Raw genomic sequence first — 20,963 nt, forward strand, 5'->3', positions numbered from 1 at the left:
GTGGTACAGAATGAAAAATTTAATGCCGTTGCGCGGTATGGACAACATATCACCCGATGAAAAACTATCAAGTTTTGGTCGTGAACCGTTTGTTAAGCTGCGTGATGCTGTAAACGTCAATATTAGTTCAAGCGGTCGGGTACAGCTGCGAGAAACTGGTATCGTCGCTACAGAAATACCATACAAAAATTTATGGAACAGTCCATTACACGGCGATACCTTTGGCACCTTAAATGGTGAATTGGTCAAAATCAATCCGGTGGACTGGTCACACGAAAGTCTTGATGTTCAATTAAAAGGAAGTGTGAATTACCTGGTGGTGAATAACTTTATTATTATCTCCGATGCGCTTGGACTATATAAATATGACGGCGCAAGTGTGATTAAACTGACGATTGAAACTCCACCTGAACCGATGGCGCGTTTATCAGTTGGATCACTACTGGATGGAACATACACTGTTGCAATTGCCTGGTCTAAAGATGGCCGCGAATCAGGCTTATCTTCAAGTGTAAGTCTAAATGTTGCAGGCGGTATTGAACTGATCTTACCGTATAACTACAGCGGTAATGCTGACCAGGCCGTGATTTACATGACTGAGCGTAATGGATCAGAGCTTTTAAAGGTGGCGACTGTAGCCATTAATACGGCTACATTTACCATTAGCAGCGATAAGGACCTGACACGTGCTGCTCAGTTTCAGCACCTTTCACCTATGCGTACAGGTAAATTTTTAAAGTTATGGCGTGGTCGCTTGGTGACTGCGGCTAAAAACATGCTGTACTTTTCCCAGGCTTTAAACTTCCACCTATGTGATGAGCGTTATGATTTTATTGCTTTACCGCAACGTGTGACCTTTGTGGAGCCGGTTGAATCCGGTATTTGGGTAGGGCAAAGCAATAGCGTCGTGTTTTTAAGTGGTGCCGATGTACGCGACTTAAACCTGTTGCAGACTGGTGCAAAGGCACCTGTACCCGGATCGACCTTGCGTGTGCATAGTGATCTGCTTGGTGAAGCGGCTGCAGGTCGGGAAGCGGTGATCTGGTTGGCTGAAAATGGCTATTGTATTGGTACACCATCGGGAACCCTGCTTGAACCGCAAGCTAATACCTTAAAGGGTATTACCGCGAAAAGTGGACAGTCTGTAAGGTTTGATGATCGAATTGTCACTGTTCTACAGTAAAGACTGGTTTAACTATCCGGTCATGACAATGGAAAAAATTAACAAAGATGCACTGTTAGGTGCATTAGAACGTGGTGAATACACCGAAACTGAAAACAGTATCACTTTTGGCAAGCTCGGTGGCATCAGCTTTAAGGGTGAATACTTTGATCGTATCAATGGTGGTGAATGGCAGCGCAATGAAAACCTGGTAGTCAATGAAGGGATTGCACATATCCTGAATGTGGCATTAGGTACTAAGGCAAAAACCGCGAAATACTACCTAGCTTTATTTAGTGGTAGCACTGCACCTGCACCGACATGGACAGCAGCAAACTTTGCAGCAGTAGCCAGTGAAATTGTTAGCGGTACCGAAGGCTATACCAATGCAACACGTCCTGAATGGGTGCCTGTAGACACCAATGGTAATTCAATTGATAACATGGCAGCAGCGGCACAACTGACGATTGCAACATCAGGGACCTTAACCGTGACTGGTGCCGCACTACTCACCAACTCAACCAAAGGCGGTACCACAGGTACGCTCGTTTCTGCAAGCAAGTATGCGGTAGCGCGTACCTTCCAGAATGGTGACGTTTATGAAATTGGTTATCGCCTAAGTGCAACGGTGTAAAACATGACTGGCCCTAAACCCTATGGGCTGCATGTAATTAGCGGTGAACTCACAGACAAAGACTTAGATCGTATTGCGTCAGTGACTCACCGCTTTTTGACATTTAAAGACGCAGCCGAATTACAAAACCTCAAACAAGTTTATGACCTACCCGATGGTGGATACTTCATCATTCAAGACATGGGGGGTATTTTTCGGGTTATTGCGGACAAGCAGGTTAAGCACGAAGTAGAATTGGTTCGTGACGGTCTTGTTAAAATGTTTATCCCTATGTTTTTCAGTGGCGTGATTACTCGGTCTATGTTACGAGGTGGGCAAAAGGTTGCGCTGAAACTGACTGAACAATGCCGTTCTCGATTAAGCAAAACTTTAGGTTTTGAAGTAGCAAAAACACAAGTGTTGGAGCGTTTCACAATTGAAGCGCATCACAGCTTTATTGAATTTTCCAACATGCTTTCCAATTCTTCTGCATTGAAAACACAATATGCAGGTCAGAATCCCGGTTGGTATAGCGGTTCAATGGCGAAGTTGATGCAGTTTGTAGGTGGGTATGGTCGTCAGGATTTTGAAAACTTGCCTGACACACCAGTGGAACGTGTGCGTTTCGATTTACCTGAGTTTTTAAGTAAAACCTTATGGTCAAAATACAAATCTGTTCGACTACCTGCGTATAGCGGTTTACCGCATAGTGATGGTGCGTTTCGTTTCGATTACAAATGGAAGAAAACCCATGCTGTTGCTTTTGACAACCAAAATAAACCTTGGTTGATTGAAGTGAGTGATAAAGTTTGGGCAATGCCATTACCCATAATCCCACTCACAGCTAACCCAATGTTTCACGAATATGTGGCAGACAAGTTGGGTGACGAAGAAATCCTTGAGGTGTTGGAAACCTTTGGTGCCATGCCATCGGGGGAATGTTTCCCTGAGAACCGTGAAGATTTCAATGCTTGGGTTCGCGCAGGTGTGATTATCCCTGTCTGTGATGTCGCTGACTTTCATCAGAAAAGTTCGTTTTACGATGCGTGTGGGTGGTCTTTTAACACACGTGGGAACAACGCATATAACACAGCATATCACTACGATGAAACTACAGGTCTTATTTACAGTTCAACCTATAAGCTGAATCTTGCACTATCCTCGTCAGAAAAATATTACGGATTGGATGAGGTGGTGTTAGGGCGTGACTTACCCAAACAGGACCGCGAAACCCTGACTCGCTATTTAAGCAGCTTTATCGGCAGTATCGATAATACTTCTGTACGTGGACAAGCCTTATTGTTTAAATTGCGACACGTTGCGCACAGTGAAATTTTAAATCGTGCAGACCAATCTTCCACTCGGGCAGAAACCGAAATCAACTATTGGGATATGTACGAGGCCCCTGCAATCGCTACACATTCAGGTAACGTGAATCAGGTGTATGGAGGGTATTTGTTTCACCCTGCACCGTACAAAGCTCAACCACAGATCAAATTTCCAAATTACATACTTGATTTTTGTCAGTCTTTTGATTTCACCCCACTGCAACCTGACTGGTCAGTTCGTTGTGACACGATCATGTTTGCTTATTATGAGGGCGACAACATCAAGGTTGTGAAATATTTTTACGATGGTGCGCAGTTTTACAAGAATGTGGATAGCAATTATGAAAATCCGATGATTGTAGGGCGTTGGTATCGCAATAGCACTGAGGGTATGAGTACATTAGCGGGGCATTTTTATATTACCGATATGGACGAACGTGCAGAACTCGCACCCACGGTAACGCAGACCACAATTGAAGGTCGGGATGCAGGGTACGATTCTCAACCATTTTTCAGCTTTGATAACTTTTTTTGGCGACCAGGGACCTTGTGGCGCAATCGTTATTACACTCATCTCACAAAAACAACAGTGACAAGTGGTACATATAAGGATGTTGCTGTTGTGATACCTATGTATCAGCGTAATTCGTCATTGTATGCAGTACGTGAAGGATACCGTTCTAAAAGCTATTCAGAAAGCTTGCAACTATACAGCGTACAAGACCCATACATTTATCGTTACTGGACACATGATCCAATATTCGCATGGCGGGGTGGTTTAGAAGTTATGAAAGGTTCCCCTTCACCAAAAGAGGGTGATCCTGTTTGGGTGGAAATTGAGATTTACGGCCCTTCTGAAACAAACGACTTTGCAGATGATGGTCCCTGGATTCAGGGTCTACCTGCCGACTACACATGGCTTGTCCATCCAAAAAGCAATGAGTGGCTTCATAGTGGTGGTGGCGGTGCACCAAAGGTGAATACCTATGCGACAGGTTATAGCATCCCACCTAAAGAAGATGGTGGACGATTGTATTGGGATACCACTGAACTTGTAACAGTTCGATTAACACGTCCTGACGACAAATATTTTTTACCATCACCTGATGAGTATGGGTTCACCATGTATCGGGATGGATGTAAGGTTTTTATGGGGCAAACAATCTATGCCAATATTAGTGAACAGGACGAACAAAAGGCCCCAGGTGTTCGTAAAATTTTCGGACATACAAGCCTAGTTGATCATCAAGCGGCTTATCATTTTATTGGGGTGATCCATGAGTAATTATCGTGATGATACTCAAGAAACAATTGTATTAAGTTCCGATGCCTTTGGAAAAATAACATCGGGTGATGTTGAGAAATTTTCCTTCACCGAAACCATACTTAGCAAGGTTCGACATAATGTAGAGGAAATCATCCGGCTTGGGGATGAGGATTTATCACGCCGTAAAGGACGGTTAGACAGTGAACTTGGTTTCGCTGATCAGGTGATCCACTCTGTACGAAAATTTCAGCTGATTGAAGAAGCCTTTATCCTGGCTGACCACAGTTTTGTAAAACAATCCGAACTAATCACTGAGGATCTTGGCCTGGGCGAAGTTGAACAGGTTGGTTATAAGATGGTACACATCGAGCCATTTAAAGTGGCCGATGCACATTTCACCTATAAAACTGCATTCCAAAGTATCAGTGATCGCCTGAAATTAAGCGATAGCCTACATGCCCTATCACGTTCCAGTGATCTGATTGAAGAAAGCCTGGTCCTATCAGATAGCACACGTGACAAGTTAAAAACCCTAATTGTTGAAACTTTAGGGCTTGGCCAAGAGCTTGAGCAATATAACCTTGTGCATAGCCAGGTATCAGAAAGTTTTAAACTGCATGATCTAGCTGTACGAATTTTCAGTGACACGATTGAAGATACGATCCGGTTTGGTGATGAGTTTCAAAAATTATCCGATACGGTTGAACTGGTGGTTGAAAGCCTGGTGTTTTCAGATCAGGTATCAGGACAGCGGAAAGTACGAAGCCTGGCAGAATCCAGTTTAAGTTTTTCAGAATCCATTGAAGGGGTTAAACAAGCATCCTCCAGTGTGACCGAGTTGTTATTCCTGGATGATGAGTACCAAGATGACCAAGAAATTATTGGGGCATGGACTACCACGGCTGATGGTTGGAACATGAGCCGATATTATGATTACCCATACGAGCAATTGATTGTTATTGGTGACAAGTTATATGGCGTTACATCGAATGGTATTGAAGAACTCAAGCATGGTGCACAAAGCATTACGGCAAAGATCAAAACCGCAAAACTGGATCTAGGGGATGGTGGTTTAATTCATCCTGAAAGCATGATTTTAGAATATAGCCTAGACGGTCAATTGTCGGTCGATGTGGGAACCACTCAAACAGGCTACCAACAAACATTTAACTATGCCTTGAAGAAAGAACCAAGCGAGTATTTGACCAATGGTCGTGTGGTGTTTGGTCGGGGTTTACGTGGCAGACATTTTGAATTTGCAGTCAATATTGAGGGATCTACAGCCTACATTAACGACATGGTTGTGAACATCACTAAAACAAAACGGAGAATTTAAACATGATTATCCCCACACTCAATGTCGTTGACCAGGCGATTTCCGAAGTCCAAGACAAGATGAAATACTTTGAAGGACGCAGTAATCAGTTACTCGGTGAAATGAGTAATGCGATGACAACGCTTTCTGGTGTTCAGGTTGAACCGGTTAGTAATGTTCCAGAATTGCCGCGACCTGAAAATGCACAGTTCCAGAATATTGAAACACCGGACGCGCCTGAACTGAATGTCACTGCACCAGTACCGCATATCCTGGACCTGGATATTGAAAGACCTACAGCCATGACTGCACCGGCAATTCCTAATCTGGAAATCAATCTGCCTGATGCACCCATCATGCAGAATGATATTGAGATTCCGTCAGAACTCACTAATTTTTCTTTACCTGAAATCGACACCAACATTGAAATTGGTACCTTGCCACAACTCAGCTTAACTGGTCTGGATATTGGCCGTAATACAGTCAATATTGATGTATCAGAACTTTTGGGTGGTCTGGATTTATCTGATCTGAATTTACCCGAAGCACCTGAAAACCCGATCTTAACCTTTCCGACATTGCCAAGCCTGGGTAACTTTGATTTACCGGTGCGACCAGATATTGATATTGGCAGTGTGGAAATCCCCGATGCGCCTGAAATTGTATTGCCTGAAATAGAAGCCCTGCAAGCCATTACCTTGCCGACCTATGAGCCAGAAGCCTTACCGGTATTTGATGACTTGCCACCGGAGTTTAGTGTAGAGCTGCCAAGTGATATTGATAGCATCATGCAACAAGCACAGGACATTGCTGCAACGGACTATCACGCTCATAACAAGGACAGCGCGATTCAACCATTGGTTGCTGAAATCCGCGACTGGATACAAAGTAAAGCATCTGGAACCGGTTTACCTGTAGATATTGAAACAGCACTGTTTAATCGTGCACGTGAACGTAATAGCCGTGAAACAGAACGTGCTGTACAAGAGGTGATTGATCAGTGGGCCAGTCGCGGTTATAGCTTGCCACAAGGATCGACACAGAAGCAGATCGATGCCATCCGGGATGATGCACGTTTAAAAAGTGCTGATCTGAATCGTGACATTATGATTCAGTCCTTTGAAAAGCAGCTTGAGCATATCCGTTACCTCACCGAGCAAGGTATTGCCCTGGAACGGTTAAAGCAAGACCTATGGATTGCTTATGTCGGTAACATCATGGATGCAGCCAAGTTCCAGGTCGAAAGTAAACTGAGTTTATTTAATGCACAAATCTCGATTTTTAATGCGCGTACCGATGCGTTTAAATCGATGATCGATGTATACAAGACCAAGATTGAAGGCACCATTGCTAAAATCACCGCATTCCGTTCCCAGGTGGAAGCACAGGTGGTGATTGGTCAGATCAACCAACAGACAGTTGAAATCTTCAAGTCCAAGATTGATGCGGTCATGTCTAATGTTGATGTGTATAAAGCACTCATCCAAGGTGCAACTGCACGTGCTGACCTAGTGAAAAGCCACTTTGATGCCTACAAAACCGAAGTGCAAGCATACAGTGAGCAGGTTGGGGCAGAGCGAATCAAGGTGGAAATGTTTGATTCTCAAATCAAGGCCGAAGGCACCAAAGTACAAGCCTATGAATCTTTGGCACGTACCTATGCCACCACTATTGAAGGTCTTTCGTCTAAAGCCAATATCAAGATGAAAGAAGGCGATATGAAACTGGAAGCGGCACGTGTACGAATTGCAGAGTTTCAGGCCAATACCGAAGCCTATCGCGCATCTATGGATGCACAGTCGAAAGTGCTGCAGTTTGAAACCGAAGCATACACGGCCAATCTGGAAGCAATGAAGTCGCAGATTCAATTGTCCATTGAGAAGATGAATGCGCAAGGTAATCTGGTTGAATCCAATTCACGCACACGGATTGCCCTGGCCGATGCCTTGTCTAAGTATGCTGAAATGAAAATCCGGGTCGGGATTGCTAATTCAGATACCCTGGCACGATTTGCCGATATGCGCTCACGTACTGCGATTGCGGTATCAGAAGCACATTCACGCTATGCAGACTTATCGCTACGGACCACGATTGCCAACAGTGATATTTATAACCGCTACATTGAATCTCGTACACGTGTCGCACTGGCCAATGCAGATACCCAGGCCAAGTATGCCGACTTGAATTTACGCACCAACCTGGCGTATGCAGATACTCAAGCCAAGTTTGCTGATATGAAAATGCGTACCGGTATTGCCAATGCAGAAACCCAGGCTCGTTATACCGATATGAATATCCGGACTAACCTGGCTTATGCTGAAATGCAGATCAAAAAATATGAAGTCGATCTCAGTAATGCTATCAAGAAAGCCGAACTTGCAGCGGAAAGCATGAAAGGTATTGCGCAGTTCAATACACAGCTTGCCGCAGGTGCTATGTCTGCTATGCACGTTTCAGCTAGTATTAGTGGTAGTGGTTCAACTTCAATTGGCTACAGTGCCAGTGAGTCTGAATCTAAGAGCGAAAGCCACAACTACAGCTATTAAGCGTAGTGTTCATTAGAAGCAGCTAATTAAAGACATACTTTTAATCACTCTCAAAACTATCTTTGCACAAAGATAGTTTTGTGTTTCAACTTTATAATTATTTATATTACTTCTATTTCACCAATAGATTCGATGTTAATTATAGATTCAGAATATAGGTCATGTAAGTGATCATCTAAATCATCTGGATCACATTTAGCAATCTCAGAAAAATCTACACTACTTGTATCTATTGTAATCGACACGATTCCTGTCACTTTAATATTGATATCACTTTCAGCACGAAGAACATGATCATTCCAATCTTCAACGGAAATATTTGAAGCAAGGTTTTGACCCGAATAAAATTCGGAATAATAATCAGATTTATTAACAAAATAATCGACCAATACTCCCACTTCAAGTTCAAAATTATATCCAATTTGATTATCGCCATAATGTATAGGATTATCTAAATCAATTCTGATATTTTCGCCATTATGATAAGAATTTATGCTGGCTTCACCATCCATATCATTCGACAGAGGAATATCATAAATATTGGCATATAAAATTTTTTCACCAATTTGAGACTCAAGAAAAGATTCTATTAAACCTGTAGTTGCTTCGTATTCTTTAATAAAGTCCACTAAATTTGTGAGCCTACCTTGGAGAATAACTTTACCCCTAATAGTGTCTAGTTCTTCAAGTATTTCTTGTACTTTTTTTGAATTAATAAAATCAACAATTGTCTTATGTATTTCAATATTAGACATGTCTTTAAACGTATTATATACCTTTGAATCTTTTGCTAAGACAGTTAAATTGGTAACTGTTTCTTTGATTTCTTTAATAGCACTACAGATAAAACTATCTGGTATATCCTCTCTATTCTTTTTCGATGTTAGGGGTGCTGTTCCATTGAAATATGCATCCCAAGCAGAAATTGCCTGAGCCTTGTTTAATTCCCATATATTGCTATTTAGGCCATTTACCCAAGCATTAGAAAACCTTTCAACATCTGATAAAATCTCACTATCTATTTGCTTAACTTCTTTTTTCATACCATTAAATTTTTCATAGAGTTCGGTTGGTTTTTGAACACTATTGAATTCTTTTAAACTTTTCTGTAATGCCTTATATCTTGTTAGGTAAAATTCTTTCTCTTGAGACTCAATTTCTTTTTTAACGATATAGGGAATGTGTATGGTTATTTTATTGGCATTAACGAGTCGTTGAAGTGCTTTGTAATTTGCATCATTAACAGATTTATTATTTTCAATTGCACTTGTATCGATAGCTATATGAATCATAGATTTATTTTTAAAATTGAATACATTGCTATGCTAAAAAAATATTTGAATGAATGCAAGTTAAACCTATAGTCCTCTAGGGTTCGCCTTAAGTCCTATCTGATGGGTATCTTTTACCAATCAAATAAGATTTAGGGCTTTTTTATGGGCTTCGGTTTAAAAAAAGGGCAGAAAAAGCCCAATCAGGAAGGCGGTAAAATTCAGGGGCCGGGTACAGGTACGTCTGATGACGTACAAAAGACTGTGCCGAATGGAACCTACATCATGCCGGCAGATTCAACCGCTCAAATTGGTGAACAGAATTTAGAGCAGCTTGGCCAAGGTAAACCGCTGGATATAAATGTCAGCAATGGCGAATTCCAGATGACACCAGAGCAGGTGCATGCAGTCGGTGCACAAGCACTGGATCAAATGAAAGATCAGACCCATACCCCAAGTGGCTTACCACAAACCATCATGGATCAACCAGGTGAAAAACCAAAGCTATTTTTCCGGGATGGTGGATTGGTGCAAAACCGTTATCCTTCTGCAGATGAAGTGCGTAAAGCACAACAGACACGTTTAGGCGGCCCTCAAATGCGGGATGTCACACCGGAGCAACGTCAATTGCCAGCGACACGCACTCCACAACCAAGTGCTCCATCTGTACAGCATCCTCAATTTCAAGTGCCCAAAACTTCTGAAATGCTAAAAAGTAGTGCTAAAAATACCGCAAAAGGTCTAGGTGTATTCCATGGTATTGCATCGATGGCAGGGGGGGCGGTTGATGGTTTTAATACATCAACAGAAGATTATGCGACACGTATGGGGTTGGATCCTAAGGTTGAGCGTGGCGTACTGCCTGATTTAGGGATTCGTACCGCTGGTGTATTATCTGATGTTGGGAATAGAGCATCATTTGGCTTGCTTGGCAGCCGATTTGCCGACAAACAAATCAATCAAGCCCGTGCAGATGCCGATGCAAATATGGCAGATATTGCCAAACGACGTGCAGAGCGGGATGCAATACGTGCAAAAGCAACACCACAACAGCAAGTAGCTACAACACCAGCACCGTCATTTAACGATCAAATGAATGAGGCAATGTATGGTTCAACTGCAGGTAATCAAGCACAATCTGGCACAACAAATCCTTATGCAATTCAGCAGAACGGGAACAGTTTCAGCTATGCCAATCCAGGAGCAGCAGCTCAGGCCCGTGCTTCAGGTGTTCCTGAAACTCAAGCGAGTGGTATTCGTCGTCAGGCTCGAGATCCTGAAGGTGTGGCGAAGTTTATGGCCAATACCCGGGAGATGGGACCAAGTGAACAGCAGATTCAGGCTGCGATTGGGCAGCAGATGAATCCACAGGGTTTTGGATTGCGCTATCCAGATCGACCGCAAATGACAGATGAACAAGTAAATGAACGTCGTCAGTTGGTCCGTGATATCAGTGCGCCTATCAAGGGTGCACGTGGGATGACTGCGAATCAACGTGGACAGTTACTTGAGCTGAACCAGGGTGATCAGAACCGGGCGGTGCAGATGTATAACACTGATGCCAATAATATGACCAGTGTTCAAAACAATAGCACCAACAATGCTGCCAGCATATTGCAAACTGGTATGCGCGAAGATGGTCAGAACATGCGTCATGGTGCCAGTCTTGCTCAAGATGGTGAGCAGTTCAATGCCAACTTTGGTTTAAAAGCGCGTGAACAAAATCTGACTGAGAAGAAGGAAGGTTTTGGTATTCGTCAGGCGGAGCGAGTTGAGAAACTGCATGAAATGTATGATAAAGCTCAGACTGATGAACAGCGTCAGTCTATCCAGCAGCGTATTAACCGCTTAACTGGTGCGAAAGATCAGAATGGCCGTGATCGTTATATGGCAGTTGGTGGTGGTCAGGAATGGGATGAAAATACAAGAAGCATGATCAATCGTCCACAACAGATTTTTGATACTCAGTCTCGTCAGTATGTCGATCTTGGCAATCCGCAACAGGGACAGGGTCAGTCGACACAGCAATTTGAAAACTACCAGGTGGTTGAGGATGCCAACGGTAACCGAGCCTATGTAGTTAATGGGGAATATGTCCAGATCCCTTAAATAAAAAGCCACCTAAACGGTGGCTTTTCTTTATTAATTACATTGCATCTGACCACCAATATCTCGGCACATACGACCATTATTATAATAAGTGCCATTATTTCCATTATAGCGGTTGCCCTGATTATCCCAACAACCAGACCCATCACAACTGGTCATATGTGTTGACGTTGGTGCTTTTGTCTGAGGAGGCATAGGTGCTGAATAGGAGTTTCTTGAGTTTGAGTTAGCAGCTGGTACATCTACACCTGACATGGCAGCTAAAGTATTGCGCTGATTAGCAGTCAATCCTTTTGAACCCTTATAAGGTGTGCTCGCTTCTTTAATAATTTTTTGACGCAAAGCTTCATCTTCTGCGTTGCGTTCAGATTGCCGTGGTGTATAAGCTTGCTGCGTGGCGGCCTGATATTGACGGTTTTGTGTACTATTAGTAGAAGGCTTTGGTGTATAGGCTCGTTGTAGTGCAGGAGGTGTGCCAAGTGATCTTATGGTGTCAATTTTTTGCTGTTTTGCACCTGATGGGGGTGGCTTACTTGAATAGGTGACATTCCCCTTACTGTCTACCCACTTGTAATAGTTTTTGGCTTGTACGTGTGAAAATGAAAACCCCAATATCAAACTCGTTAAAATCACTTTTTTTAACATTATGTTATCCCTCGTTTTTTGTAGATTATTAAGGACTGAAATGAGCATTAATGCAATAGTTTTGTAGGGTTCGACCAGTACTAAGTGGAAGCAGCATGATTTAGGCATACCATAGGAGCGTGTCATGCCTGATTCCAAAGTCATCAATAATCCCTTCTTAGAAGAACAGAATACTACAAAAGTTAGTCAGCCCAATGGCTCTAAATTTGATCCAAGTACTGCCAAGCCTGTGGCAAATACAACTCAGGCTTCAAACAATAAAAATACCAAGTTTGATCCAAGTACAGCCAAGGCGGTAGATAAAGGTTTTGGTGGGCATGTCCGTGACTTAGGTGCATCCCTGATGGGTGGTCTTGCATCGGTGCCAGACGTTGCAGTCGGTGTTGCTGATCTGTATTCCGGTGGTCGCGCAGGTAAGGCTGTAGATAATCTTTCAGACAATTTCAAACTGGGTGATGGTCGGAAGTACTGGCAGGACCAAAAAACAGATCATGCCAAGGTTCAGTCGCAGGAATTTTCTGATACTGAAGGAATTGTTGATAAAACCAAGGTGGCATTATCCAATCCATCCATGATCACCAATACAGTCGTTGAGTCTTTGCCATCTATGGCACTGGGTGGTCTGGCAGGCCGTGGTCTAAATGTAGCATCCAAAGGTCTGATTAATCCGGTTGCTGCAGGTGCTGCTGGTGAAGGTCTGGTCATGGCTGGTGCTCAGGCTGAACAGATCCGTCAGGAAACTGATGATGGTCTGCTGACTGGAAAGCAGGTTGCTGCGGCAGCGGGTACCGGTGTAGCAGGTGGTTTGCTTGGTTTTCTGGGTGGTACCGTTGCTAAAAAACTAGGTTTTGAAGATGTAGATACGCTGATGGCCCGTGGCGTTAAGCCTGAACAAATGGCGAATGAAATTTCACAAATCCCGTTCTCGAGTATTCCTAAAAGTGTCGTACTCGGTGCAATCAGTGAGGGTCTACTTGAGGAAATGCCACAGTCAGTGACTGAGCAGGTCCTTCAAAACTATGCGCTGGATAAGGATCTGTTTGAAGGTGTGGATGATGCCATCGTTATGGGCACCTTAGCTGGTATGGCCATGGGTGGTACCGTGGCAGGGGCCAGCCAAGTATCGAAGTGGGCAGGTCAGCCAAATATTGAAAATCTAGCATCAGGTGACGAAACAGATACTACAGGCAGCACTCCAATGTTGCCAGCACCAACGGGTGGTAATGGCGGCACCGGTTTAGGTTTTGATGGCCTGCAAGGTGAGTATATTCCTGCCGGTCAGCAAGATGCTGTAGATCCAGTCCAGGCGCGTCAGAACTTTGAATATGACCAGATGCCGACCGATGCAGAACGTCAAATTGAATTTGGTGGTCTGTCACGTCAGTCTGCGCCAACACCATCCCAGCAGATGGGGCTTGATCCAAATCTAGGTCCACTTTCTGCAGCAGCTGCAACAGCTGTAGACAATGGTGTATCTCAGCAGATGCAGATTGAGATGCAGGCACAAACGGCAGCTGAAACAGCGTCTAACGTTGCCGGGAAGACTGAAGACAGTAATGCACCATTACAACAGGCAGCAGATGCAGCACGTGAACTTACACCTGAACAGATCCATGGCAAACAAAGTACCTATGGCGCAGACGTTACTACGGCGATTGAACAGCTGAAACAGCGTCAGCAAGGAGAACAAAATGCAACAATCACTATTGATGAAGGCATTCAGAATGGAACAGCACAGCAAGGAAATGCACCGTTTAACAATGGAAGCCAACCAGTTTCTGAACAGCATGACACCAATGCAGCGTCTGCGATGGGAGCAGCGCAGAAGGGATTACAACCTGCGAAATCTGATGCAGATCAGATCGTCCCATCTAACCAGAGTCTAAATGAAATCCAAACTAGCGAAGCAAAATCCAAACTACCTGATATTCAATCCAAAGTAACCGAACTGGAAGCACAGCTTGTCACTGAAAAATCAGTACCTAAAAAGGCGCAGATCCGCAAGCAGATTGCTAAATTGCAGCAAGACAACCCGATTGATCAGGGTGCGCATGCAGCTGCGACCAGCATTCAGAATGATTTGCCAGAACCTACTCAGGCACAAATTGAAGCCGGAAATTACAAGAAGGGACATATCAAAGTTCATGGTTTGGATATCACTGTAGAAAACCCGCGTGGTTCTGAGCGACGCGGTACCGATCCTGATGGAAAGGAATGGGCTCATGAAATGAGTGACCATTACGGTTACATTAAAAAAACGACTGGCGCAGACAATGAGCACATTGATACCTATGTAGGACGTAATCCTGAATCAGATCAGGTTTTTATTGTGGATCAGATTGATCAGAAAACTGGTGGCTTTGATGAACACAAGGTAATGATGGGCTTTAATTCAAAAGAAGAAGCAGTTCAGGCCTATTCATCTAACTTTGATGACGGCTGGAAGGTAGGCCCTGTGCGTGCCATGAGTAAGGATGAGTTTAAGTCATGGTTAAAAAATGGGGATACCAAGAAACCTGCAGGTGGAAGTGCAGCACCTCAGTCCGAAACCACCATAGATCCACAGAGTATTCAGCGTGACTATGGTGACAGCCTGGAAAGCGTGATGTCTGATGTTGAAACACTGGCTGATGATTTTACGATTGACCTGCATAGCGTTCCCAAAAAGAGAAATGCACTCAAAAATCCAAACTATCATGCAGTACAACATGAAAATGGCCGTGTTGAAATTTTGGGAATGAAGCATCCCGCTACGGGTGAATGGGTCGGGAAAGCACCGACAGAGGATAAAGCTCCGGTGCAAGACAGTCCGGCTCCGGCACAAGCTCCGGTGCAAGAGCAAAATAAGGATATTAAATCCAACTCTCCGGAAAAACCGGATAGTTCAAAACCTGCTGCCACAAAACCAAAAGAAGTCATTCAGGACTTTGGTGAAAAAATTGGTGGTGCACGTAAAGACACTGCAGTAAAAACTGGTAAAAAACCTGTAGCAGAAAAACCTAAAGATGACCGTCCGACCTGGGCCAAACGTTTTGAGATTTCGGAAATTGCAGCATCATCCAATCCAGCTGAAGTCGGCAAGTGGACGATTTCAGATGCCAAAAATAAGGACTGGATGGGCAATAACCGTCGTCTTACCAATCAAATGTTTAACAGCCAGGAAGAAGCTGAGAAGTTTCTACCTGTGGCAGCGGTTGCTATGAAGCATCGTGTCACCACTGACACAAAAGATGGAAAAAAAGGCTACATCATTGTCCGAACCGTATCAGACCGTAAGCATGTGCAGGTTGTGCAGCAGTTGTTTGATACCCGTGATGCAACAAATGAATACCTGGTACGTCATGCGCAGGAAATTTTAGAGACTAATACCACGTTTGGTGAGCTAGATCTGCCACGTCCTGAGAATACTCAGCGTACCGGTGTAGCCCGCCGTGAAGGAGATGCCAAAGATTCTGACTTTAGCCGTGTATTCGGGTTCCGTGGTGTGGAATTTGGCAACTGGAATAATCAGGCCGAACGTCAGGAATTATTGAATGATGCATTTGATGGCCTGATGGATCTGGCTGAAGTTTTGAATATTCCACCAGAAGCTTTAAGCCTGAATGGAGAACTGGCACTGGCATTTGGTGCCCGTGGTCAAGGCTTGAGTAGTGCCAAAGCACACTATGAATCTAATCGTGTCGTTATCAATTTAACCAAAATGAATGGTGCCGGATCTCTGGCGCATGAATGGTGGCATGCATTCGATCATTACCTGTCACGCCAAGATGGTTCAGCCAGTTCTGTATGGATCCAGCATGAAGATGGGTCCCGTAGTCTGAATGTAAAAGCGAACCCGGCAGATCGCTTTGCAAGTCATGGTTTCAAGGTGGTGAAGTCCGGCGTACGTGAGGATGTGCGTAATAACTTTGAAAAGCTTATGGTGACAATGTTTAAAAAGTCACAGGCTTATATTGAAGATACACAGGCAGCAGATGAGTTTGTGGCACGTTCACGTGACGAAGTTCAGGATAAGCTAAATTCTATCCGTGAGAACCTGACCAAGCAGCTCGATCCGCAGTACTACAAACGATTTAATAAACCTGCCTCTGCAGACCAGCTGGCAGAGTTCGACACTGCAGCAGAGCTTATTATCACAGGCCAGTTACTTGAGACTGAGGCGCGTAAGAACCCCAAAAGCCGTAGTACTTTTGGTGGGTACCGCCATACTAATGATGCGCTGGACAAGATCAATGAGATTTTTAAAGCCGTCCGTGGTCGATCAGGATTTAATGCAGACTTTAAGGGAGTACTGGACTATCTTCGCGGCAGCATGAGCCGCTATATGGGCCGCCTTAAACTACTTGCTGATGCACAGCAAAGCACGACCAAGTACAAGTCTGTACCGACTGAGTTTGCCATGAATGCCAAAGAGCTAGATCAAGGTCGAGGTAGTGACTACTGGACGACTCCACATGAGATGTCGGCACGTGCATTCCAGGGATATGTAGAAGATAAGATCTCTGCCAAAAATGCCCGTAGTCCTTTCCTGAATTATGGTCCTGAAAATGTGGGTATCCTTACACCTTATGGCGTAAAGCGACCTTTCCCATCTGGTGAGGAACGTGTTGCAATCAATCAGGCTTTTGATGATCTGATCGGCGGGTTGCAGACTGAGAAGACTGATACCGGTACACGTCTTTATAGTCGTGCTCAAGATAATATGCAGTCTGGCCAGACACCAAAACAAGTGCGTGAAGCTCTAGTTGATCGCTTCGGTGAAAAGACTATTTCTAGCCTGGAGCGTCGTGGGCTACTCGATATTGTCAGTACTGTAGATGAACCAGGTGTGGAAGGCTTTTATCAGAATGGCCGTGTAACCTTGGTTGCAAACAACCTGAACGAAACCAGCATTATCCCAACCTTCCTGCATGAGCTGGGTGGTCATGGTGGATTCCAGAATGTCATGAGTGAAGAAAAATATGCCGACCTTATGGGTATATTCAACGATATGGTTCAGCGTAAACATCCGCTTGCACTAGAAGCCAAACGTCTTGCAGAACGTGAAACTGATACCAAAACACAGCAGCTGGAATACCTGCCTTATCTTTTAACCCTAGCTTCTACTCAGCAAGAGATGAATGCCCTGCAAAAAAGTGCAATCAAACGCTTTATTGATAAGGTCGTGAGTGCTGTGAAGGCATGGGCCTTTGATCGCTTGGGTATCAATTTAAATCTGAATGAAAACGATATGGTGGCCTTGGCCAACCGCATGATCCAGCAGCAAATTGCCGAACCGACTTCAGTAGAAAATGTACGTGCACAACTCCAAGGTACAGATCAGTGGATGAAAGCACCGAATGGTAAACCTACCAATCTGACTGAACAGCAGTGGTTGCAGGTACGGACACCAGAATTTAAACAATGGTTTGGTGACTGGGAGAATAGCCCTGAGACCGCCTCTAAAGTGGTCGATGAGAATGGCGAACCTCAAGTGGTTTACCACGGCACATCCTCTCAATTCACCCGCTTTAAACTTGGAGGTGGTTTACTGGGTCGTGGCGTGTATCTAACCGATCGTTATGAAGAAGCGCAAAATTATGCCGGCAGCCGCTCTCAAGATAATGAAGGGACAGTGATGCCCCTGTTCGCCAATATTCCAGAGATGTTTGATAGCAATTCCAAGACCACACGTGAGCAGATTGTTGGTGCTATGCAAGACGGTTTCAATGGAATTCGGCACCAGTTCAACGATATGGATTACCTGGTCGCATTTAACCCGGAACAGGTCAAATCAGCCGTTGGAAATACTGGACTATTTAGCAGTCAAGATACCGATATCCGGTTTAGCCGGCAGGCCAACGCTCAGCAGATTATTCAGAATCTGGTTAGCAATATGAATAAGCAGGGTCGTAATAAACTTAAAACCGAAGCAGGTTATAAGGCTACACATGCTTTGCAGTATGTATTAGGTGCACTGGGCCGTCGTCAGTTGACAGAGTTGTATCAAAAGCTATTACCACAATTAAAACCATATAACGATATGGTGGCGATGATGGATGCTGATCAGAACGAAGTGGCTGCAATGTCAGATGAACTGGCACGTCGTTGGGCTGACTTGAAAGATGAAAAAGAGTTGGCCAATGTGATGCACGATGCAACCTTGGCCAAGATTGATCCTGCCAAGCCATATCAACCAGGTGACAGTGTTGCAGAATATGCCAAGCTGAAAAAACAGTTTGATGCATTATCTGATGACGCGAAAAAGGTTTATCGAGAAGCACGTGATGCCTATAAAAAGCATCACCGTGATGTGCGCCAGGCAATTCAGGATCGTATTCTGCGCTCAAGTATCAGTAATCAGAAGAAGACTGAATTACTGCAGCAGATGGATGCTAATTTCTTTGGTTATACGCAGGGTGTGTACTTCCCGTTACAGCGTTTTGGTAAATATGTGGTAGTGGCGAAGAATAATAAAGGCGAAGTGTTGAGTGTTAGTCGTGCTGAAACCTTGTCCGAGGCTTATAAATTACGTGAAGTTTTATTGACAGAATATCCAGGCAGTAATGTGCTTGAACCAAAACTTGATAAAGAATTTAATGCGGCCCGAGATGGTGTAGGCCGTGGCTTTATGACTACTCTATTTAATGAGTTGGGCAGCCTAGGATTGAATGCACAACGTCAGACAGAGCTAGAAGATATTTTAGGGCAGTTATACCTAAAATCATTGCCGGATCTATCTTATGCAAAACACTCAATTCACCGTAAAGGTACCGCAGGTTTTAGCCAGGATGCTCGTCGTGCCTTTGCCCAGAATATGTTTCATGGTGGCAGTTACTTGGCCAAGCTGCGTTATAAAGATCAACTTGAGGAAATGCTGGATGGAATGCAAAAGCATGCTAATGATGAATTTAATGCTGGTAAAGGTTATGACCAGCGTGTAGCACAACAAGTCATCGAGGAGATGAATAAGCGTCACAAGAATATGATGGAGGCGAATTCACACCCATTATCGACAGCTTTAACCAGTTTAGGCTTCCTGTATTACCTGGGTTTATCACCAGCATCGGCAGCAGTAAACACCTTGCAAACAGTATTGGTGGCCTATCCTCAGATGGGTGCCAAGTGGGGATATGATAAGGCAGGGGCAGCACTGGCTCAGGCATCAAATGATTTCCGTAAAGGCGTGTCAATCAAAGGGATCAATCCAAAGAACTGGGAAAATGATATTGCCAAGATTCTGAAAGGCGATGAGCTCAAGGCTTATGAAGAAGCTGTGCGTCGTGGTGTGATCGATGTGACCATGGCACATGACTTGGCCGGTATTGCCCAAGGTGAAGATAGTGGTGTGATGTGGAAACTGCGTCCGATTATGCGGGTCGCAAGTACTCTATTCCACAATGCTGAACGTTTTAACCGTGAAGTGACCTTTATTGCAGCGTACCGGCTGGCACGTGATAGTGGCTCAATGCACGAACAGGCTTTTGAGCAGGCAATGGACTCTACCTATAAGGGCCACTTCGATTATTCATCAGGGAATCGCCCACGAATCATGCAAGGTAATATTGCCAAGGTCATTTTGTTGTTCAAACAGTTTGGCCAGAACATGATTTACACCTTGGCACGTACCGCTCACCAGTCGCTTAAAGGCGAAACTCCTGAAGCACGTCGTGAGGCACAGCGTGCATTAGCCGGTATTATCGGTATGCACACCGTATTTGCCGGGGTAATGGGCTTGCCTTTGGTTGGGCCGATTCTGGCCATGGCTTCAATGCTTGGAAGTGATGATGATGAACCTTGGGATGCGGAGGTAGCGATACGCAACTGGCTGGCAGATACCTTTGGCCAAAAAACTTCTGAAGTTCTTATGAAAGGTGCTTCACGGTTTGGCCCAGCTGACTTGTCTGGCCGTGTTGGTATTAATAATTTGTTATTACCAGATGTACAGGATGGCCTGCAAGGTAAAGACTTTAGTGATGCCATGGTGATGAGTGCATTAGGCCCAGTGGTAGGGATTCTCACCAATACCTTTAAAGGCTTGGAAGAACTTAAAGATGGTTATGGTATGCGAGGGGTGGAAACCATGTCACCTGTATTCTTGCGCTCTCCGTTACGATCTATTCGTTATGCGACCGAAGGTTCAATAGATAAGACAAAAGTGGTTATTAAAGATGATGTGGGTATGTTGGGCCTTGCAGCACAGGCAGTTGGTTTTAGCCCAAGTGAAGTGCGTTTGGCCACCGAAGGGCGTAGCGCAATCTACTCTCATACCAAGCGTTTGGATAATCGTCGTGATGATCTAATGAATGATTATGTCCGCGCGGTTCAGCGTGATGATACAAATGACCAAGAAAAAATCTGGGCAGAGATTCAAACCTTCAACCAAAAGAACCCATCACGTCGGATCAGTAGAGTCCAAGCGATGCAAAGTTTACGTCAGCGTGAAAAACGTGTGAAGCAAGCAGAGCATGGTATTTATCTGCCGAACAAGAAACGTGAGGATGCAGATATAGGACGTTTTGCGTTTGATGAGTAAAAGAGAAAGCCCCTTAGGGGGCTTCTTCTTTTAAGCTTAATAAAGGCTAAATTCTATAAAGTCCAACTACCACCTTGTCCTATCTCATAAATGATGAGAATTAAGGCTACTATCATTAGAACGACAACGGCGATTTCTGTTTTTGTTAGCATTTTCGGCGCTTCACTTTTCATCATTCATATGCATATGATA

The 20,963-nt window shown here is 44.2% G+C and carries 9 protein-coding genes; 7 read left to right on the top strand and 2 right to left on the bottom strand.

The annotated features are described in order from the left end of the window. The first annotated feature begins 10 nt into the window (after positions 1–10). The 5 genes from F995_RS10755 to F995_RS10775 are packed head-to-tail and all read left to right on the top strand — an operon-like array spanning position 11 to position 8,231. Entirely contained in the window at positions 11–1,183 is a 1,173-nt protein-coding gene (locus F995_RS10755) for a hypothetical protein (RefSeq protein WP_004646863.1), read from the top strand. Continuing rightward, the gene (locus F995_RS10760; RefSeq protein ID WP_004646864.1) at positions 1,155–1,796 is read left to right on the top strand and encodes a hypothetical protein; all 642 of its coding nucleotides are present in this window, start codon (positions 1,155–1,157) and stop codon (positions 1,794–1,796) included. Before F995_RS10755 ends, F995_RS10760 begins: the two co-directional genes overlap by 29 nt. Positions 1,797–1,799: 3 nt before the next feature. Beyond that, positions 1,800–4,388, top strand: a complete 2,589-nt coding sequence (locus F995_RS10765; protein ID WP_004646866.1) for a hypothetical protein — start codon at positions 1,800–1,802, stop codon at positions 4,386–4,388. Further along, positions 4,381–5,706, top strand: coding sequence for a hypothetical protein (locus F995_RS10770; protein WP_004646867.1), 1,326 nt, complete (start codon positions 4,381–4,383; stop codon positions 5,704–5,706). The genes F995_RS10765 and F995_RS10770 overlap by 8 nt, the downstream gene beginning before the upstream one ends. A gap of 2 nt (positions 5,707–5,708) precedes the next feature. Beyond that, positions 5,709–8,231, top strand: a complete 2,523-nt coding sequence (locus tag F995_RS10775; protein ID WP_004646868.1) for a hypothetical protein — start codon at positions 5,709–5,711, stop codon at positions 8,229–8,231. A gap of 101 nt (positions 8,232–8,332) precedes the next feature. Here F995_RS10775 and F995_RS10780 read toward each other — a convergent pair whose 3' ends face one another. After that, entirely contained in the window at positions 8,333–9,523 is a 1,191-nt protein-coding gene (locus F995_RS10780) for a PIN domain-containing protein (RefSeq protein WP_004646869.1), read from the bottom strand. Between the two features lie 144 nt (positions 9,524–9,667). Between F995_RS10780 and F995_RS10785 the strand changes: the two genes are divergently transcribed. Continuing rightward, the gene (locus F995_RS10785; RefSeq protein ID WP_004646870.1) at positions 9,668–11,611 is read left to right on the top strand and encodes a hypothetical protein; all 1,944 of its coding nucleotides are present in this window, start codon (positions 9,668–9,670) and stop codon (positions 11,609–11,611) included. 33 nt (positions 11,612–11,644) lie between these two features. Here F995_RS10785 and F995_RS10790 read toward each other — a convergent pair whose 3' ends face one another. Then, positions 11,645–12,382 (bottom strand): DUF4124 domain-containing protein, encoded by a 738-nt coding sequence (locus F995_RS10790; RefSeq protein ID WP_228127481.1) that lies wholly within the window; start codon positions 12,380–12,382, stop codon positions 11,645–11,647. On the opposite strand from F995_RS10790, the gene F995_RS10795 reads away from it, so the two are divergent. Then, positions 12,381–20,771 (top strand): PLxRFG domain-containing protein, encoded by an 8,391-nt coding sequence (locus F995_RS10795; RefSeq protein WP_004646873.1) that lies wholly within the window; start codon positions 12,381–12,383, stop codon positions 20,769–20,771. The two genes, F995_RS10790 and F995_RS10795, sit on opposite strands and share 2 nt — an antisense overlap. Positions 20,772–20,963: the final 192 nt, after the last annotated feature.

It is taken from the genome of Acinetobacter sp. CIP A162, from assembly GCF_000367905.1.
Lineage (GTDB): Bacteria > Pseudomonadota > Gammaproteobacteria > Pseudomonadales > Moraxellaceae > Acinetobacter > Acinetobacter lwoffii.